This window comes from Ruegeria sp. HKCCA0235A (assembly GCF_013033235.1).
Lineage (GTDB): Bacteria > Pseudomonadota > Alphaproteobacteria > Rhodobacterales > Rhodobacteraceae > Ruegeria.
Genome location: NZ_WQDQ01000001.1, coordinates 748,055 through 765,153 on the forward strand (window position 1 = coordinate 748,055; position 17,099 = coordinate 765,153).

Annotated in this window: 17 protein-coding genes; 10 read left to right on the top strand and 7 right to left on the bottom strand. The window is 57.2% G+C overall.

Features of this window, described 5'->3' with window-relative positions; translation table 11 throughout:
* Window positions 1-94: 94 nt before the first annotated feature.
* The 3 genes from tig to GOW56_RS03760 form a co-directional block, all read right to left on the bottom strand.
* Window positions 95-1,426, bottom strand: coding sequence for a trigger factor (gene tig, locus GOW56_RS03750; RefSeq protein WP_171205037.1), 1,332 nt, complete (start codon window positions 1,424-1,426; stop codon window positions 95-97).
* A gap of 184 nt (window positions 1,427-1,610) precedes the next feature.
* Window positions 1,611-2,735: a porin gene (locus GOW56_RS03755; RefSeq protein ID WP_171204968.1), complete on the bottom strand. Its 1,125-nt coding sequence runs from the start codon at window positions 2,733-2,735 to the stop codon at window positions 1,611-1,613.
* A 307-nt stretch (window positions 2,736-3,042) separates the two neighbouring features.
* Complete coding sequence (locus GOW56_RS03760) at window positions 3,043-4,644, bottom strand: NAD(P)H-hydrate dehydratase (RefSeq protein WP_171204969.1); 1,602 nt, start codon at window positions 4,642-4,644, stop codon at window positions 3,043-3,045.
* Between the two features lie 171 nt (window positions 4,645-4,815).
* Between GOW56_RS03760 and GOW56_RS03765 the strand changes: the two genes are divergently transcribed.
* The 5 genes from GOW56_RS03765 (at window position 4,816) to GOW56_RS03785 (ending at window position 9,340) form a co-directional block, all read left to right on the top strand.
* The gene (locus GOW56_RS03765) at window positions 4,816-5,154 is read left to right on the top strand and encodes a P-II family nitrogen regulator (protein ID WP_152458342.1); all 339 of its coding nucleotides are present in this window, start codon (window positions 4,816-4,818) and stop codon (window positions 5,152-5,154) included.
* Window positions 5,155-5,195: 41 nt separating this feature from the next.
* Window positions 5,196-6,602, top strand: a complete 1,407-nt coding sequence (gene glnA / locus GOW56_RS03770) for a type I glutamate--ammonia ligase (RefSeq protein WP_152458343.1) — start codon at window positions 5,196-5,198, stop codon at window positions 6,600-6,602.
* 126 nt (window positions 6,603-6,728) lie between these two features.
* Window positions 6,729-7,376, top strand: coding sequence for an MSMEG_1061 family FMN-dependent PPOX-type flavoprotein (locus GOW56_RS03775; RefSeq protein WP_171204970.1), 648 nt, complete (start codon window positions 6,729-6,731; stop codon window positions 7,374-7,376).
* 66 nt (window positions 7,377-7,442) lie between these two features.
* The gene (locus GOW56_RS03780; protein ID WP_171204971.1) at window positions 7,443-8,231 is read left to right on the top strand and encodes a lytic transglycosylase domain-containing protein; all 789 of its coding nucleotides are present in this window, start codon (window positions 7,443-7,445) and stop codon (window positions 8,229-8,231) included.
* A 197-nt stretch (window positions 8,232-8,428) separates the two neighbouring features.
* Window positions 8,429-9,340, top strand: coding sequence for a hypothetical protein (locus GOW56_RS03785; RefSeq protein WP_171204972.1), 912 nt, complete (start codon window positions 8,429-8,431; stop codon window positions 9,338-9,340).
* 36 nt (window positions 9,341-9,376) lie between these two features.
* On the opposite strand, the gene GOW56_RS03790 is transcribed toward GOW56_RS03785, so the two are convergent.
* Window positions 9,377-10,120: a DUF3445 domain-containing protein gene (locus GOW56_RS03790; protein ID WP_171204973.1), complete on the bottom strand. Its 744-nt coding sequence runs from the start codon at window positions 10,118-10,120 to the stop codon at window positions 9,377-9,379.
* A 123-nt stretch (window positions 10,121-10,243) separates the two neighbouring features.
* On the opposite strand from GOW56_RS03790, the gene dddP reads away from it, so the two are divergent.
* A complete protein-coding gene (dddP, locus tag GOW56_RS03795; RefSeq protein ID WP_171204974.1) occupies window positions 10,244-11,587 on the top strand; it encodes a dimethylsulfonioproprionate lyase DddP in 1,344 nt (447 codons plus the stop codon).
* Window positions 11,588-11,597: 10 nt separating this feature from the next.
* Here the strand turns inward: dddP and GOW56_RS03800 are convergent, their stop codons facing one another.
* Window positions 11,598-11,792 carry a hypothetical protein gene (locus GOW56_RS03800; protein WP_171204975.1) on the bottom strand — a complete coding sequence of 65 codons (195 nt, stop codon included), beginning with the start codon at window positions 11,790-11,792 and terminating at the stop codon, window positions 11,598-11,600.
* 274 nt (window positions 11,793-12,066) lie between these two features.
* On the opposite strand from GOW56_RS03800, the gene GOW56_RS03805 reads away from it, so the two are divergent.
* Together GOW56_RS03805 and GOW56_RS03810 are read left to right on the top strand one after the other, a co-directional pair.
* The gene (locus GOW56_RS03805; RefSeq protein ID WP_171204976.1) at window positions 12,067-13,281 is read left to right on the top strand and encodes a bifunctional alpha/beta hydrolase/OsmC family protein; all 1,215 of its coding nucleotides are present in this window, start codon (window positions 12,067-12,069) and stop codon (window positions 13,279-13,281) included.
* Window positions 13,282-13,470, top strand: a complete 189-nt coding sequence (locus tag GOW56_RS03810) for a hypothetical protein (protein ID WP_171204977.1) — start codon at window positions 13,282-13,284, stop codon at window positions 13,468-13,470.
* A gap of 179 nt (window positions 13,471-13,649) precedes the next feature.
* On the opposite strand, the gene GOW56_RS03815 is transcribed toward GOW56_RS03810, so the two are convergent.
* A complete protein-coding gene (locus tag GOW56_RS03815) occupies window positions 13,650-14,210 on the bottom strand; it encodes a hypothetical protein (RefSeq protein WP_171204978.1) in 561 nt (186 codons plus the stop codon).
* A gap of 174 nt (window positions 14,211-14,384) precedes the next feature.
* The gene (locus GOW56_RS03820) at window positions 14,385-14,717 is read right to left on the bottom strand and encodes a hypothetical protein (protein ID WP_171204979.1); all 333 of its coding nucleotides are present in this window, start codon (window positions 14,715-14,717) and stop codon (window positions 14,385-14,387) included.
* A gap of 88 nt (window positions 14,718-14,805) precedes the next feature.
* Here GOW56_RS03820 and purB point away from each other — a divergent pair, with 88 nt between their 5' ends.
* Together purB and GOW56_RS03830 are read left to right on the top strand one after the other, a co-directional pair.
* Complete coding sequence (purB, locus tag GOW56_RS03825; RefSeq protein WP_171204980.1) at window positions 14,806-16,110, top strand: adenylosuccinate lyase; 1,305 nt, start codon at window positions 14,806-14,808, stop codon at window positions 16,108-16,110.
* Between the two features lie 374 nt (window positions 16,111-16,484).
* The gene (locus GOW56_RS03830; protein WP_171204981.1) at window positions 16,485-17,027 is read left to right on the top strand and encodes a tetratricopeptide repeat protein; all 543 of its coding nucleotides are present in this window, start codon (window positions 16,485-16,487) and stop codon (window positions 17,025-17,027) included.
* Window positions 17,028-17,099: the final 72 nt, after the last annotated feature.

A 17,099-nucleotide genomic window follows, 5' to 3' on the forward strand; every position in this document is an offset into this window, starting at 1 on the left:
CACCTCATAGATACAAAAGCCACCCATGCGGAGCCGTCTGATTGCAGGCGGCTCCGTTTTTTGTCCCTTCTTCTGACGAAGGGAAGGAAGAGGATTACTCCTCTTCCAAAGCGTCAACGGCTTTCTTAAGGTCATCTTTGCTGACTTCCTTGTCAGTGACCTGAGCCAGCTCCAAAACGTAATCCACAACCTTGTCTTCAAAGATCGGCGCGCGCAGCTGCTGTTGCATCTGTGCGTTCTGTTGAACGAACTCGAAGAACTGACGTTCCTGACCCGGGTACTGACGTGCCTGGTTCATGATCGCCTGCGTCATCTCGGCGTCGGTAACTTCAACCTCGGCCTTCTGGCCCAGTTCAGCCAGCAACAGGCCCAGACGCACGCGGCGCTCGGCCAGCTTGGTGTGCTCGTCCGTGGGCTCGATCGGGTCATGGTCGTGGCCCTCGACTTCTGGGTTTTCTTCGTGCCACAGTTGATGCGCAATCTGCTTGGCTTCGGCTTCAACCAGCGACGGCGGCAGATCGAACGACACCTTCTCGTCCAGCGCATCCAGCAAAGCGCGCTTGATCACGGCGCGCGATGCACCTGCATATTCAGCTTCCAGGCGCTCTGCGATCTGGCTTTTCAGGGCTTCAAGATCTTCGGCACCGAATTTTTTAGCCAGTTCGTCGTTCACTTCCGCAGCAACCGGTTCTTTGACTTCCTTGATGGTGCAGGTGAAAACAGCGTCTTTGCCAGCCAGATGCTCGGCGCCGTACTCTTCAGGGAACGTGACGTTGACGTCTTTTACTTCTTCGGCTTTCACGCCAACCAGCTGCTCTTCAAAGCCGGGGATGAAGCTGTTCGAGCCCAGAACCAGCGGGTAATCCTCGGCCGAACCACCTTCGAATTCCTTGCCGTCAACCTTACCGACGAAATCGAACACGATCTGGTCGCCGTCCTTGGCTTTTGACCCCTTGCGGCGCGCTTTGAAATCCTGAGCGGTTTCCGCCAGATTGTTAAGAGCTTCCTCGACGGCTGCTTCATCAGCCTTGACGATCAGCTTTTCCAACTCGACCGATTTCAGATCAACTTCCGGGATCGCTGGCAGCGCCTCGTAAGACATGGCGACTTCTACGTCATCGCCTTCTTTCCAGTCCTCATTGGTCATCTTGACCTCGGGCTGCAGCGCAGGGCGATCACCACTGTCTTCGAAATGCTTGTTCATGGCGCCGTCGATGGTTTCCTGCATCGCCTCGCCCAACAGGCGCTGGCCGAACTGCTTTTTCAGCAGCGCCATAGGCACCTTGCCTTTACGGAAACCTTTCATTTCGATTTCCGGCTGCGCTTCGGTCAGCTTTTCATTGACCTTTTCGTCCAGCTCGGCTGCTGACACAACGATGTTGTAGCCACGTTTCAGACCTTCGTTCAGCGTCTCGGTAACCTGCATTATGGTAGTCCCCATAGGATTCGGGGCGCGCAAAACGGGCGCGCCGGGCAAATTTGAAGCCTTCTATTTGCCCTGCCGCCCGCGTGCAAGGGGCAAAGGCTGAATCCAGTGGTATTTGATCGCCAAAACCGCAAAAAAGAACGCCCCGGAAACCGGGGCGTTCGCGCTTGTTCCAGCCAGACAATCAGAACTTCCAGCGTGCGCCCAGAACCCATGCTTCGTTGTTGTCAAAGGATGTGCCGTCATCGAAATCGTGGTTGCGGTATTTCAGATAAACATCCGTGTTGATCGGCTCGACTTTCTGCACGACCGCGATACCCCATGCTTTGGTGTCAGAACCGTTGCTCTGGAAATCCGAGCCATCATAATAGTCGATACCGACGCCGGTCTTGCCCCAGGACACCCAGTTGCCTTCGTACGAGATCTTACCATACCAATAGTTCGGATCCGTGGCACCGGCTTGATCATCGTCGCGCGTACCGCCCGCAATCGTAAAGCCCAGGCCGCTGGGAAGCAGGACAGAAGCAGAACCGATCGTATCTTTGCGATCCCCCGAATTGTTATCCCGGTCTCTTACCGAATAGGCAACGGCTGCAGCGAATTCCACACCACCGGCAAAGGTGTTTTCATAAAACAGGCCGACGTCATAATAGTCGTCGTCGTCGCTGCTGGACAAAATGTTCTGACCATATGCGAATCCGGCGGAAAACCCGTTGAACGACGGCGTATCATACCGCACACGACCACGCCGCGCGCCGTCAAAGTTGCTGGAACTGTCACCAACCGTAATACCGCTCAGCATACCGGTCGTGTCCCGATAGAAGAACCCTGCATTTTCATCGTTGGTAAACGAATACAGCGCGGTTCCGACATATGACAGATCAACTTCTGCGGCGCCATCAGCGACCATGCTGCCCTGACCTGCCGAAAACTTGCCGTAGCCACCCTTCAGCGAAAAATCCACGTGGCGAATGTCTTCGCGATTCCAACCATCTGCGTTGGTTCCGAATTGATCGGCAGACGCCGAACCCGGCAGGCCAAGGCCTGACTCAAACCAAAATTGGAATTCGTTGCTTCCATATGGCTGCACAAGACGCAGGCCAACACGGCTGTTCGACAGATCGTTGTCGAGTACACGGGTCTCGGTATCCTGTCCGTCATCCACCGAGATCAAGGCGGGGTGCAGTTGTCCATACAGCAGCACATATCCGCCACTATTGTTTTCGTATTTCATTTCCGCCACAGCCGGGATGGCGGTCGTCGCAGTCAGAACAGCGGCTACTGATATCGGTTTGATGTTAAGGGTCATTTCACTCACCATGAAAGGTTCGGGGTTCAGGTACTGTCCAATTGTTTACGAACTGCGAGCGTTCCAGTGGTCCGCATTCACTCCCTCGCAAGCATTGCAAATTCGCAACATGGCATATCGAAAAATTGGTTATTTTTCATTTATTTCATACAGTTACGAATCCATTCGAAGATCCAAAGCACAGTGTGCAAATAAATTGTGACGTCCAGCCATGCATCTGGCAAACATTCGGTCTGCACTGATGTGAACCTTGACGGCGGATTTCCGCCGACTCGCCGGAAATTGAGCCGTTCCACGCCCAACAAACTCAAATATTCAACTTTCTGAAAACCTCCGGCACCTGTTCCGGCAAATCTTCCGCGATCAAACCCGGCCCGAACTGGCGCGCACACTCCACATGCAGCCACGCCGCAGTTTCCGCCGCCTGCATTGGTGCCAAACCTCGCGCCAACAAACCTGCGATGAACCCGGCCAGCACATCGCCAGACCCGGCCGTCGCCAACCAGGGAGCCGCCCTTTCGTATACGGCCGAGTTGACCACGCACCGTCCATTCGGCGCAGCGATCACCGTGTCCGGGCCCTTGAACAGAACCACGCACCCAGCCCGCTTTGCGGCAGCACGCGTCGCATCCACCTTGGAAAACGCCGGGCCGTTGGCCAGTTGCTCGTTCATTTGCGCGGCAATGTCAGGGAACAACCTTGCAAATTCCCCGCCATGCGGTGTCAGTACGCATTCGTCGTGCAATTGCGCGATCAGGGCGCCGGGATCCTCGGCAAAAGCTGACAAAGCATCCGCATCCAACACGGTCGCCCGCCGCGCAGCCAACGCCATCGGCACCAACGCCCGCGCCCGCTCGAATCCCAGCGCAGGCCCCAGACAGAGCGCATTCAGACGCGTATCCTCAAGTGTTTCAGACATTCGATCAGCCCCATCAACCCGCTGCAACATGAGAGCCGTGATCTGGCTGGCCACCTCCATCCGCGCAGACGGCGGCACGCCCAGCGTCACCAGCCCCGCTCCAACCCGCAAAGCCCCCCGCGCCGCCAAACGCGCGGCCCCTGTTTTGCCCGCCCCCCCGGACAGGATCAAAGCATGACCATGTGAGTATTTGTGGCCAACCGAACCTTTCGACAGCTTCACCTCGTCGGCCTCGGTCGTATGAACGATCTGACCGTCTTCCAGTGTTTCAAGCCCGATCGACTTGGTTCGGACCGCCCCGCAGGTCACCGGACCATCACCCAGTACATGCCCAAGCTTTTTGCTGTGAAACGTCACCGTCATGTCCGCAACAATCGCCTGACCAAGAATGCGACCACTGTCGGCGCACAAGCCGCTTGGCGCGTCAATTGAAACGACCTTTACGCCTCGATCTCGCAGCAGGTCTCTGACCGGCGCATTGGCCAACATGGAAAACGCCCCTGCAAATGGCCGGGTGAGACCCGTGCCAAAAACCCCGTCAACAACCAGGTCAATGCCCTTTGGAACGCGAAGAAAATCATCCGCCAACGGGGCGGAGTCGACAGCGGAGACTCGAACCTCGTTCTTTGCCCCCCATCTCTCATAATTCACCCGCGCATCCGGAGGCAGCTTTTCCGGGTCTCCACAAAGGAACACCTCAACCGCCCACCCCTGCTTCTGCAAAAGCCGCGCCACGACAAACCCGTCACCCCCATTGTTGCCCGGTCCGCACAGCACCACTGCGCGCAGCGGATCCTCTTCATCTGGCCCTAAATATCCCGGGGAGCGCGAGGGGCTGGCCCCTCGCCTGTCCAACACGGGCCATTCTTCGAAAATCGCGTCAACAACACCCTGGCCAGCCCGCTCCATCAGTTCCAGACCGGTCACGTCACCAGACTTGATGGCGGCCTGCTCAATGGCCCGCATCTGTGCCGCTGTCAGCAATTCCATCCTTTCACCCCTTGCTCGATTCAATTTTGATTACTTTTTGTGCAAGTCGCTCAAAAAATAGCATACAGCCGTTTTTCAAAGCACCCCGACCCGCACGATATCGCAATCACATTGCCGCCCGATCTTAGACGTGATCACTGCCCCTGAGACAACCATTCAAGGTGAGCCGGGATGAAAAAGATCGAAGCGATCATCAAGCCGTTCAAACTGGACGAAGTGAAAGAGGCATTGCAGGATGTGGGCGTCCAGGGCCTCAGCGTCATCGAGGTCAAGGGTTTCGGTCGCCAGAAAGGCCATACCGAATTGTATCGCGGCGCGGAATATGTCGTCGATTTTCTACCCAAGGTAAAGGTCGAGGTCGTATTGGACGACGACCAGGTCGACGCCGCGATCGAAGCCATCGTATCGGCCGCCAAAACCGACAAGATCGGAGACGGCAAGATTTTCGTCTCGCCCGTCGACCAAGCCATTCGCATCCGGACCGGCGAGACCGGCTCGGAAGCACTCTAACTCACAACATTACTGACACATCTATCAGAAGGACCAAGGGAATGAGCGCAGACGCAGTTCTCAATACAATCCGCGAAGAAGACGTCGCATATGTCGACATCCGCTTCACCGACGTGCGCGGCAAACTACAGCACGTCACGGTGGACGTCGATCTGGTCGACGAAGACTTCCTGGAAGAAGGCTTCATGTTTGACGGCTCGTCCATTGCAGGCTGGAAATCGATCGAAAACTCGGACATGAAACTGATCGCCGACACGACTTCGGCTTACATCGACCCGTTCTATGCGGAGAAGACACTGTGTCTGCACTGCTCGATCGTTGAGCCCGACACTGGTGAAGCCTATGGCCGCGACCCGCGCGGAACCGCGCAGAAAGCCGAAGCCTACCTGAAGTCCAGCGGTATCGGTGACGTTGCCTATATGGGTCCCGAAGCTGAATTCTTCCTGTTCGATGACGTTCGTTTTTCCAACAGCATCAATAAAGTATCTTTCGAAGTTGATGCAACGGATGCGTCGTGGAACACCGACACCGAATACGAGATGGGCAACATGGGCCACCGTCCGGGCGTCAAGGGCGGCTACTTCCCTGTCAACCCCATCGACGAAGCGCAGGACCTGCGTTCGGAAATGCTGTCGACCATGAAACGTCTGGGCATGAAGGTCGACAAGCACCACCACGAAGTGGCCTCGTGCCAGCACGAGCTGGGTCTTGTCTTTGACAGCCTGACCAAGCAGGCCGATGAGCTGCAAAAATACAAGTACGTCATCCACAACGTAGCACACGCCTACGGCAAATCGGCCACTTTCATGCCCAAGCCGGTCGCAGGTGACAACGGCACCGGCATGCACGTGAACATGTCGATCTGGAAAGATGGCAAGCCGCTGTTCGCTGGCGACAAATATGCCGACCTTTCGGACGAGGCGCTGTACTTCATCGGCGGCATCCTGAAACACGCCAAGACCCTGAACGCCTTCACCAACCCGTCGACCAACAGCTACAAGCGCTTGATCCCCGGGTTTGAAGCCCCCGTTCTGCGAGCCTATTCGGCACGTAACCGTTCGGGTTGTGTGCGTATCCCATGGACTGAAAGCCCCAAAGCCAAACGTGTCGAGGCGCGGTTCCCCGATCCGTCATCCAACCCCTATCTGGCGTTTGCCGCCCTGCTTATGGCTGGCCTGGACGGTATCAAGAACAAGATCAACCCCGGCGAGGCGATGGACAAGAACCTGTACGACTTGCCCGCCGAGGAACTGGCCGACATCCCGACCGTCTGCGGCAGCCTGCGTGAGGCTCTGGAAGCTCTGGCATCCGATCACGACTTCCTGCTTCAGGGCGATGTGTTCACCAAAGACCAGATCGACGGTTACATCGCACTTAAGATGGAAGAGGTGGAAACCTACGAGCACACGCCGCACCCGGTGGAGTACGGCATGTACTACAGCTGCTAAGCTGAGTACGGAAACGATTTGGCAGGGCGCCCCTTCGGGCGCCCTTGTCATTTCTGCCCACACGGTTTGACGCGCCGCCGTTGATCCAACAAACTGGTGAGAACACTCCCGACCGGAGACGACAGCATGCCTTGCGATACCTCACCTTTCTCGAAATTCACAAACCTTGTGACCTCCGAACAGGAGCTGAGGAGGATCTCTGGCCATCCTCTGCCACAGATCACTGCCAAAGAGGTGTCTTCACTCGATCAGATGTGTCGCGATTTCATAGCGACCTCGCCATTTTGCCTGATCGCTTCGGCCAACACGGATGGGCATCTTGATGTTTCACCCCGTGGCGACCCGCCCGGCTTTGTTCAGGTGCTGTCCGATACCCTGATCGCGATCCCGGATCGGCCGGGAAACAAACGCGTGGATACGTTTCACAATGTTCTCAAGGATCCGCGCGTCAGCGTCCTGTTCTTTGTTCCGGGCAAGATGGAAACGCTCCGCATTCGCGGCACGGCCCGCATCTGTGCTGACCCCCGTTTGCTTGAAACCATGGCCATTGACGGGCACCCGCCCAAACTGGCGCTGCTCATCCATGTCGCGACAGCATTTGCACACTGTCCCAAATGTGTAATCCGCGCACATCTGTGGCAACCCGAAGACTGGCCGGATTCGACCCATCTGCCAAATATGAATGCGATGATGGTGAAACACGCCCACATCAATGCCACGCCTGAGGAATGGTTCGAAACGCTCAGGAAAAAGGGCGAGTTGGACCTTTATTAACCGCTTTGCCCAAGACGCAGCCCACGCTAGGCTAACCGCAGATTTCAATTCCATCGGATTACGCCCATGTTTCGCCTTGCCACCATTCTTGCCCTTTCCCTGACGTCCCCGGTTCTGGCCGCACCCTGTGGCAACACCAGCGCAGGATTTGAGGCGTGGAAGGCCGATTTTGCCAAACAGGCACGCAAGGCGGGAGTGAAAAAGAAAGGTCTGCAAGCGCTGTCCCAGACACAATATGCCACGCGCACCATCGCCGCGGACCGCAATCAAAAAAGCTTCAAATACTCGCTGGACAAATTCATGCGTGTCCGAGGGGCCGATACTATTGTCGCACAGGGGCGCAAACGCAAAGCCGCCAACCCGAACTATTATGCCGCCTTTGAGCGGCAATATGGTGTTCCTGCGGGCGTTCTGATCGCCATTCACGGCATGGAAACCGGCTTTGGCAATTTCATGGGCGACAGTCAGGTTGTTTCCGCAATCACAACACTGGCCTATGATTGTCGCCGGTCAGAGTTCTTTATTCCCCACGCAATTGGGGCACTGAAACTGGTCGACATGGGTAGTATCACAATGGCGACAAAAGGGGCAAAACATGGCGAACTGGGCCACACGCAATTCCTGCCCGGCAACGCCCTGACCTATGGTGTCGATGCTACGGGCGACCGGCGCGTGGACTTCTACAACATGACGGATGCACTGGCCTCAACCGCCAATTTTCTTCGCAAGAAGGGGTGGAAACCGGGGCGCGGTTATCAACCCGGAGAACCAAATTTTCGCGTCTTGCAGCAGTGGAATGCAGCCTCGGTCTATCAGCAATCCATCGCAATAATGGCTGCCCGAATCGACAATTAGCCCCGCCGCACCGGCACCACGCGCCGCACCTGATTTCGCCACATTTCCGCCACAGTGACAAACAAAAGCCTTTAGTTGCTTGGTTTCCAAAGCGTAACCAATCGCTAGGAAATTTCACTTTTTTGCATTTTTCGCCAAATTCTCTCCAAGATGGGGTGCTAGTCTTTGAATAACAGAACGCAGAAAAGGACGGGGCAGTGGCTCGGAAGCACAGCTACCATGGCGGCCTGCAATTTGATGGAGACGCAACCGGCGCAATAGAGCGCTTTGGATCCATCGTTGCCACGACGCTGGAAGACTACGGTCATCTGGTCGAGCGCAAGGCCCTGCTCAGCGCGACCGAGGCCAGCATCGTCTCGAGCCAGTATCTTGTGCGGATGACTCTGGATACAGGCGCCTCCGGGCAGCAGGACCGCTACGAGCGCATGGATCGCGCCGCAGGGTTGAAAACCATAACAAAGCCCCGCGTGTCGCATCCCCAAAACAGGTTGGTGCTGACAATTACTCCAGTCTCGCCACTTTTGGACGACGCCGAGATTTCGGAACTGATGCTGGTGGTCACTCTGTATCGCATGGTCGATATCTGTTCGACCCGGCGTGTTGAATGGTTGTCGCCGCACACGGTTCTTACAGTCGAGCACTTCATGAGCGCCTTTGACACCCTGACACCAAGCCGAACAAGGCGGGATCGAAAGCAGATCTTTCAATCACTGACCGGACAGTTCGCAGGGATGCAGCAGTCTGAACAGGATGACACGATCACTGCCCTACACTCTCCTGCCGCGCGTCCAATTCAACTGACCGACGAACAATTGCTCAGCATCGCGTTCCGAAGCGACGAGGCAGACCTGCCCACCCAGATGGACGCAGGCGCGGCCATCGCGGATGATGATGACAAGCCAAGCGACATCCTGCGCCTTAGTAGTTGGTGCATGACCGGAGTTTTGGCCAGCATTTCAGCGCCAATTGCTGTATCGATGGCCGCAGTCAACCTGATCCGGGGCGAGGATTTCCGCCTGAACACACAGGTGCTTGTGCTCACATTCGCCATTGTCGCGCTGAACGCCAGCAACGCGTTGGCTGATGTAGCGGGTGCCTTGGGCATGTAAAAGAATTATCGAAGACCCTCCTAGGAGGCCCCGCCATCAGGCGGGGTTTTCCGTTTTTGGGATCGCGTTTGCGGCCAGAACGTATGTGTGGATGGAAAACACGACCGCGTTGGATTTCGGCAAACGCAACAACGTCTGCCGCTCGCTTCGCAGATAAGACGCCTGACGCCGGTCCCGTATTTCGCGCGGCTCACTGGCAGTGCGAGGTTGGAACAACTCCGGGTCTTCGTACCACAGGGCGTTGAAGCGCCACAGCGGGCGACCGGGTTGAATACCGTCAAACAGCCTCTGTACCCGTTTCGCGACATTGGCGTCATAGCTTTCCACGGGCACGTGGATATCAATCAGCGGCCGCATGAATTTCTCGGACAAGCGCCAACTGGCAGGAAAACACAGAATGGCACCCGTCAGAACATGCTCATTTCCCCGTTTCTGAAGAATGCAGAAGTCCTCCTGCACCAGCCTGCACAGCGTATCAAGCGGTCGGTCGCGGTCGATCGCGACGGATATACCATCCGGCCTTGCGGCCTCTGCCCCGGCCGTGGGATATGTCTGCATCAGCACCAGATCCAGCAACTCTTGCGCGGCAGGTTTGGCCCCAGGATCAAGCGCAAGAACATCGTCGCGCCGTTCAGCCAGAATTTCTTCGCGACGCCGCATCTGGTCGGCAAAAGCCTCATCCTGATGCAGCCAGTTTTCCATGGTTGCCGGTTGAATACCCGGCAAAGCGCGTGGGTTTTCGACATCATACGGGATCTTGTTTTGCAGAATACGAGTCATGCCGGGGGCTTAGCATGCGCAGCTTTTCTTGTCGGTCGAAAACGACAACCTCGCCGTCGCATTTTTCTCAGACGATTGGTTGTGGCGGATGAATTGTAATTGGAACAAGCAACGAGGCCAGCCATGAACCAGCACTACCGAGACGCGCGCAAGATTGACCCCAGCCGTGGCACGACATTGGGCGATGGTACGCCAAACGAAAATGACCGGATCGAGATTGGTCCGACGCAGCTTGCGTTTGACGAGTGGGCCGCTGCGGGGCTGGAACTTCCCAATCTGGCACGGATGCGGGAACACCGCTGGAAGAGGCTGACACAGGCCATCGTGGACCGCGGCTATGGCGGCTTGCTGATTTTTGACCCGCTGAATATCCGCTATGCCACCGACAGCACGAATATGCAGCTGTGGAACACCCACAATCCGTTTCGGGCGGTTTTGCTGTGTGCAGATGGCTATATGGTGATCTGGGATTACAAGAACTCCCCCTTCCTCAGCACCTTCAACCCACTTGTGCGCGAGCAGCGCTCGGGCGCTGACCTGTTTTACTTCGACCGGGGCGACAAGGTTGACGTTGCCGCAGATGTGTTCTCGAACGAAGTACGCGTACTGATCGAAGAACACGGCGGCGGCAATATGCGCCTGGCGGTCGACAAGATCATGCTGCACGGATTGCGCGCGCTCGAGGCGCAGCGGTTCGACATCATGGAAGGCGAAGAACTGACCGAGAAGACCCGCGCCATCAAAGGGCCTGACGAAATCCTGGCCATGCGCTGCGCCAGCCATGCCTGCGAAACTGCGGTTGCCGAAATGGAACGGTTTGCCCGTGCCAATGTCGGCGACGGCAAGACCTCGGAAGATGATATCTGGGCTGTCCTTCACGCCGAAAACATCAGGCGTGGCGGTGAATGGATCGAAACCCGTCTGCTGGCTTCGGGTCAGCGGACCAACCCATGGTTTCAGGAATGCGGCCCGCGGATCACCCAGCAGAACGAGATCATCTCGTTCGACACCGACCTGATTGGATCTTACGGGATTTGCATCGATATTTCCCGCAGTTGGTGGATCGGCGATCAGAAGCCGCGCGAGGACATGATCTATGCCATGCAGCACGCCCATGAACACATCATGACCAATATGGAGATGCTCAAGCCCGGCGTTATGATCCCGGAACTGACCGCAAATTCCCACAGGCTGGACGAGAAGTTCCAGGCGCAGAAATATGGCTGTCTGATGCACGGCGTCGGGCTTTGCGATGAATGGCCGCTGGTTGCTTATCCGGACAAGGCGGTTGAAGGGGCCTACGATTATCCGCTGGAACCCGGAATGGTCTTGTGTGTCGAAGCCTGCGTGGGCGAAGTGGGTGGCGATTTCAGCATCAAGCTGGAGGATCAGGTTCTCATAACCGAAGACGGATATGAGAACCTGACGAAATACCCCTTCGATGCCCGGTTGATGGGGCTCGAGTGAGGCCGGCGCCTCATTCTGACCAATGAGACCGGCGCACGTTGCCGTGCCAATCTTCTACAGTTGGACTTGCCTGAGCCTGCGGCCCGCTGAAAACTGCGGGCCGGGATTGCCCGACGGCAAAACCCACGAGGCCAGCCAGAACAATCGCCATGACTGTACCGGGAAGTATCTTTGGAAGGTGTGCGGCAGCGTCTGCATGTGCCATCTGCGTCTCCTTTATCAATTGCTGTAGGCCGTAGATGGGCCTGATTGCGACATAAGTGAAACGAATGTTTGTTCGGTTTTGCATCACACACATTGATGGAGCGCCAAACACCCCCAATTAGCGGCCGCGCCTGTCACCGTCCGGGGCATCTTTCGGATTGCAAGGCGCTCGCTTGGTTCTCACCTTCCCGTGACGCGTTTGACATAAGGGTTGTGACCCGGCGGGCTTGACCACAGTATTGGGGATGTTTCCCCGAACCGTTCAAGGAGCCGACATGCCCACGGAACGCATCACTTTTGCCGGACATGACGGCAGCCAATTGGCCGCGCGGCTGGATTTGCCGGATGGTCCGGTCCTTGCGACGGCCCTGTTTGCCCATTGCTTCACCTGCTCCAAGGACATACCTGCGGCCCGGCGCATTTCGGCCCGTCTGGCGGCCATGGGAATTGCAGTGCTTCGGTTCGACTTTACCGGCCTGGGTCACTCCGAAGGAGAGTTCGCCAACACCACCTTCACTTCGAATGTCGAGGATCTGATCTCGGCCGCGCAATATCTGGCCGGACGAAACATGGCCCCTGCCCTGTTGATCGGTCACTCGCTTGGCGGCGCAGCGGTTTTGCGGGCGCGTGCCGGAATTCCGACGGTTAAGGCCGTGGTCACCTTGGGCGCACCGGCCGATCCCTCTCATGTGTCCCATCATTTTGAGGATGCCCTGCCCCAGATCGAACAGGACGGCAGCGCCGAGGTTACCTTGGGCGGACGCCCGTTTCGAATTGGCAAAGCGTTTGTGGACGACATTGCGGGATCGGCCCTGTCTGCCTCGATCGCTGATCTCAAGGCCGCTCTGCTGATCCTGCACGCCCCACGGGACGAAACGGTCAGTATCGACAACGCAAGCACCATCTTTCTGGCGGCAAAGCACCCAAAAAGCTTCGTCACCCTCGACGATGCCGATCACCTGATCACGCGGGCCTCTGACGCTGAATATGCCGCGGATGTCATCTCGGCTTGGGTCTCGCGCTATCTGAAACTTTGCCCACCTGCGCCACCTCCTGGTGCACCGGAAGGTGTCGTTCGCGTGACAGAGGCGGATCTGAATGGCTTTATGCAGGATATTCAGGCAGGTCCGCACCATCATGCAGTTGCAGATGAACCGGTGTCTTATGGCGGCACGGATAAGGGCATGTCGCCCTATGGCTTTGTCTCATCCGGTCTCGGCGCCTGTACGTCCATGACGATAAGAATGTATGCGCGACGCAAACACTGGCCACTGACCAGTGTCAGCGTCGATGTTTGCCATGACAAAGTTCATGCTCAGGATGCCGGTTTGGCAAATGAGGGCAAAGTGGATCAGTTCCGCCGCAAGATCCGCCTGAGTGGCCCGCTTGATCAGGAACAAAAACAGCGCTTGTTAGAGATCGCAGACAAATGTCCGGTTCACCGGACACTCGAAGGCTCGGCACATATAACAACCGAACTTCTTCCTTGAATGGAAGGCCGCCAGATTGGCGGCCCTCATGCCATCAGCGGCGTGGCGATGGCCGATGTATCGGCGGACGCGCGGCAGGTGGCCGTGCCGTTGGGGGCCTTGGCCGCACAGGCGGTTTGGCAACCGGTGGTTTCGGACGATCCGGGCGCGTTGGTCGATCTGGACGATTTGGCCGGTCCGGTGGATTGATATCCACATTGATGTCACGGCGGTAGTAATCGTTCCACAGCATCGAGTCATAGAACGGGTCATACCCGTATCCGACGCCAACTGTTACACCGTCACAGGCCGACAGCGACAAAGTCGCAGCCCCCAGCCCCAATGCGAGGGAAATCCGTTTGATCAGTCCAATGCGCATCTTGCCCCCCTCACAGAAGCGACCGGAACGACGCGAATACGGCGTTCAAATCTTCGGCGAAATCCGGGTCTGCCCCGTCCCGCAGGATGGCAACAGCTATGGCGACACGGTTGCGCGGCAAATCAATGACAGTGGCCGTGAAGTTCACCCCCTTGCCATCGCGGCGCCCCGTCCCCCGAAAGACACGGGCGGGCAACCCGCCGATGCGAATGTCGCTGGTGCTGGTAAGGGTCGGGTCTTTGACCAGAAACTTGTCGATGTCCTGCAAGTAGCGGACCCCATCCTGAATGGTTGCAACCCCTGAAGGTGAAACAAACCCCATCCAGACGTTGTCGTCCGTTACGGGGCGCAGCCCCATGACCCGAGCCACCGCACGCGGATCATCCAACCCGGTGTCTTCGATCTCTCGCGGGCCGCCAGTGCGCAGCACCCAGAAATCGGGCACGTCGAATCTAAACAGAGCGCGACCATCCTCGGTATATGTCACCGGAGTGTCGGCCAGTGCTGATCCTGCCCCACCCAGCCAGACAGCGGCGCAAGCGGCAAGAATTGGAGATGATAATAAACGCATATCTCAATAACCTGATGATTTCTTCGCCCTCAGCTTGACCGCTGAAAGCGCGACTTGTCCAGCACTGCGTTGCAAAGACCCAGGAAAACCGCGTTCAGGTATTTCCCTTCCCCTCACATGTCGCCAGACTCTTGCGAGCATCACGCCCCAGTTTTTCAGACAAATACATGAGTTCTATTTCGCATAGACCCCGACGGTCTGGCCGCCCGCATCATCAACGAAACGGATCGCGTCCCCGTTTCGCCAGACGTCATAGCAGGCCCACAAATCGGAAGGTGGCCATGTCGAGCAGTATTGATCCCCTCTCACCGCCCAGCGCCCGACACTGGGCCCGCCCGAGAAATACTGCGTGGTCATGCTGGCTTCGAAAACCTGCCAAACACTCGCGCCGTATTCCAGCTTCTTGCCGGCCAAGGCTGACAGGATTTCCTCTCCGGACAGTTTCTGGAAGTCTCCGGCCGTCAAAACACCCGGCCAAAGGGCGAAAATCAGGGCAAACCGTCTCATACCTGTTCTCACATCTTGTTCCCTTGCGCACAGGCGGCTAAACCCCGCGCCAACGCCTCATCCCAATCACATAAAGGTGCTGCCGCCAATGATTCCCCGTTATTCCCGCCCTGACATGGTTGCCATCTGGTCGCCCGAAACCAAGTTTCGCATCTGGTACGAAATCGAGGCGCATGCCTGCGATGCCATGGCCGATCTGGGCGTGATCCCGCGCGAGAATGCAGAAGCCGTCTGGAAAGCCAAGGACGTGGAATTCGACGTCGCCCGCATCGACGAGATCGAAGCCGTGACCAAGCATGACGTCATCGCCTTTCTGACCCATCTCGCCGAACATGTCGGCAGTGAAGAGGCCCGGTTCGTGCACCAGGGCATGACCAGTTCAGACGTGTTGGACACCTGCTTCAACGTCCAGCTGACGCGCGCAGCGGACCTTCTGATCGCCGATCTCGAAGGGCTTTTGGCAGCGCTCAAGCGCCGTGCGTTTGAACACAAGGACACGGTTCGCATCGGCCGCAGCCACGGCATCCACGCAGAGCCCACCACAATGGGCCTGACCTTTGCCCGGTTCTATGCCGAGATGGACCGCAACCTTTCCCGTATGCGCGACGCCCGTGCGGAAATCGCAACCGGGGCCATCAGCGGCGCCGTCGGCACATTTGCCAATATCGATCCCGCAGTCGAGGAACATGTCTGTGACAAACTGGGCCTTGTGCCCGAACCGATCAGCACCCAAGTGATCCCGCGTGATCGCCATGCGGCCTTCTTTGCGACGCTTGGCGTCATCGCCAGCAGCATCGAAAACATCGCCATCGAAATCCGCCACATGCAGCGGACCGAGGTTTTGGAGGGCGCAGAATTCTTCTCGATGGGCCAGAAAGGCTCGTCTGCCATGCCGCACAAGAAAAACCCGGTACTGACCGAGAACCTGACCGGGCTGGCCCGCATGGTACGCGCGGCAGTGATCCCGGCAATGGAGAATGTCGCGCTCTGGCATGAACGCGACATCTCGCATTCCTCGGTCGAGCGCATGATCGGTCCGGATGCCACGATTACACTGGATTTTGCGCTGGCCCGTCTGACCGGCGTGATCGACAAGATGCTGATCTTCCCCGAAAACATGCTGGAAAACATGAACAAATTCCCCGGTCTTGTCATGAGCCAGCGTGTTCTGCTGGCCCTGACCCAGGCAGGGGTCAGCCGTGAGGACGCCTATGCCATGGTCCAGCGCAACGCGTTGAAGGTTTGGGAACACCGCACCGATTTCAAACAGGAACTGCTGGTGGACGCCGATGTAACTGCCGCGCTCAGCCCCGAAGAAATCGAAGAGAAATTCGACCTCGGCTATCACACCAAACACGTTGATACGATCTTCGCCCGGGTATTCGGCGAATAACGCAGGTCTCGACGCCGCCTTCCCACGGCCCGGTCTGCATTTCACAGGCCGGGCCTTGTTTTTTGCCAGACCGCCCGAAATCGGTTATTCTGTGGATGATTTTTTGGGGAGAGGCACCATGATCCGTACCGTTCTTTGCTCACTTGCACTTGTTTGTGTGGCATCTGCCAGCTTTGCGTGCAGCGGGCATTCCAAACAGACGCAATCCTGCGCGCCCGGCACAACCTGGGACACTGAAACGCAAAGCTGCGCGAAATCCGTCAACAGCTGACGAATTTCTGTCCGACTTGTGAATAAAAGCAACCGTTCCACTGTTAGCTTTTTTGTAGATCGCACTATGATTTTGTGAGCAGCCCCGAGAACGGAGTAAGAATATGCGCCTTTTGTTAGCTTCAGCCCTCGCTTTGCAGGCCTTCGCCTTTGCCCCGGTGGTCCACGCCGCAGGCGGCGACAGCAGCAGCCCGCCGAAACCGACGAATACGACCAAGAAATGTTTGTTCGGTCGGGTCTATGACGAAGCCAGAGGCCGGTGCGTGAAACCCAACAAAACCAACCTGTCGGAAAATCAGCTTTACGACGCCGTCCGCGAACTGGCCTATGACGGGCAATACGGGCACGCGCAGGATATCCTGCGGATCATGGATCAGGACGACGACCGTGTGCTGACCTATTGGGGCTTTACCTACCGCAAGATGGGCGAGCTGGAGCTGGCGAACGTCTTTTACCAGAATGCCATCAATGCCAATCCCGACAATCTTCTGGCGCGCAGCTACATGGCGCAAGGCTTTGTAACCGAAGGCAAAACCGATCTGGCAATCGAGCAATGGCGCGAGATCAAGGCCCGCGGCGGCGAAGGGACCTGGGCCGAGACGTCTCTGCGCGAGGCCATCCGGACAGGGTTGACCTACAGCTACTGAGCTTCAGGGTTATTTAACCCAACTCCCGTTAATCTGCCCGTGGTTCGGAAAATTTGGCACTACGGGCAGATG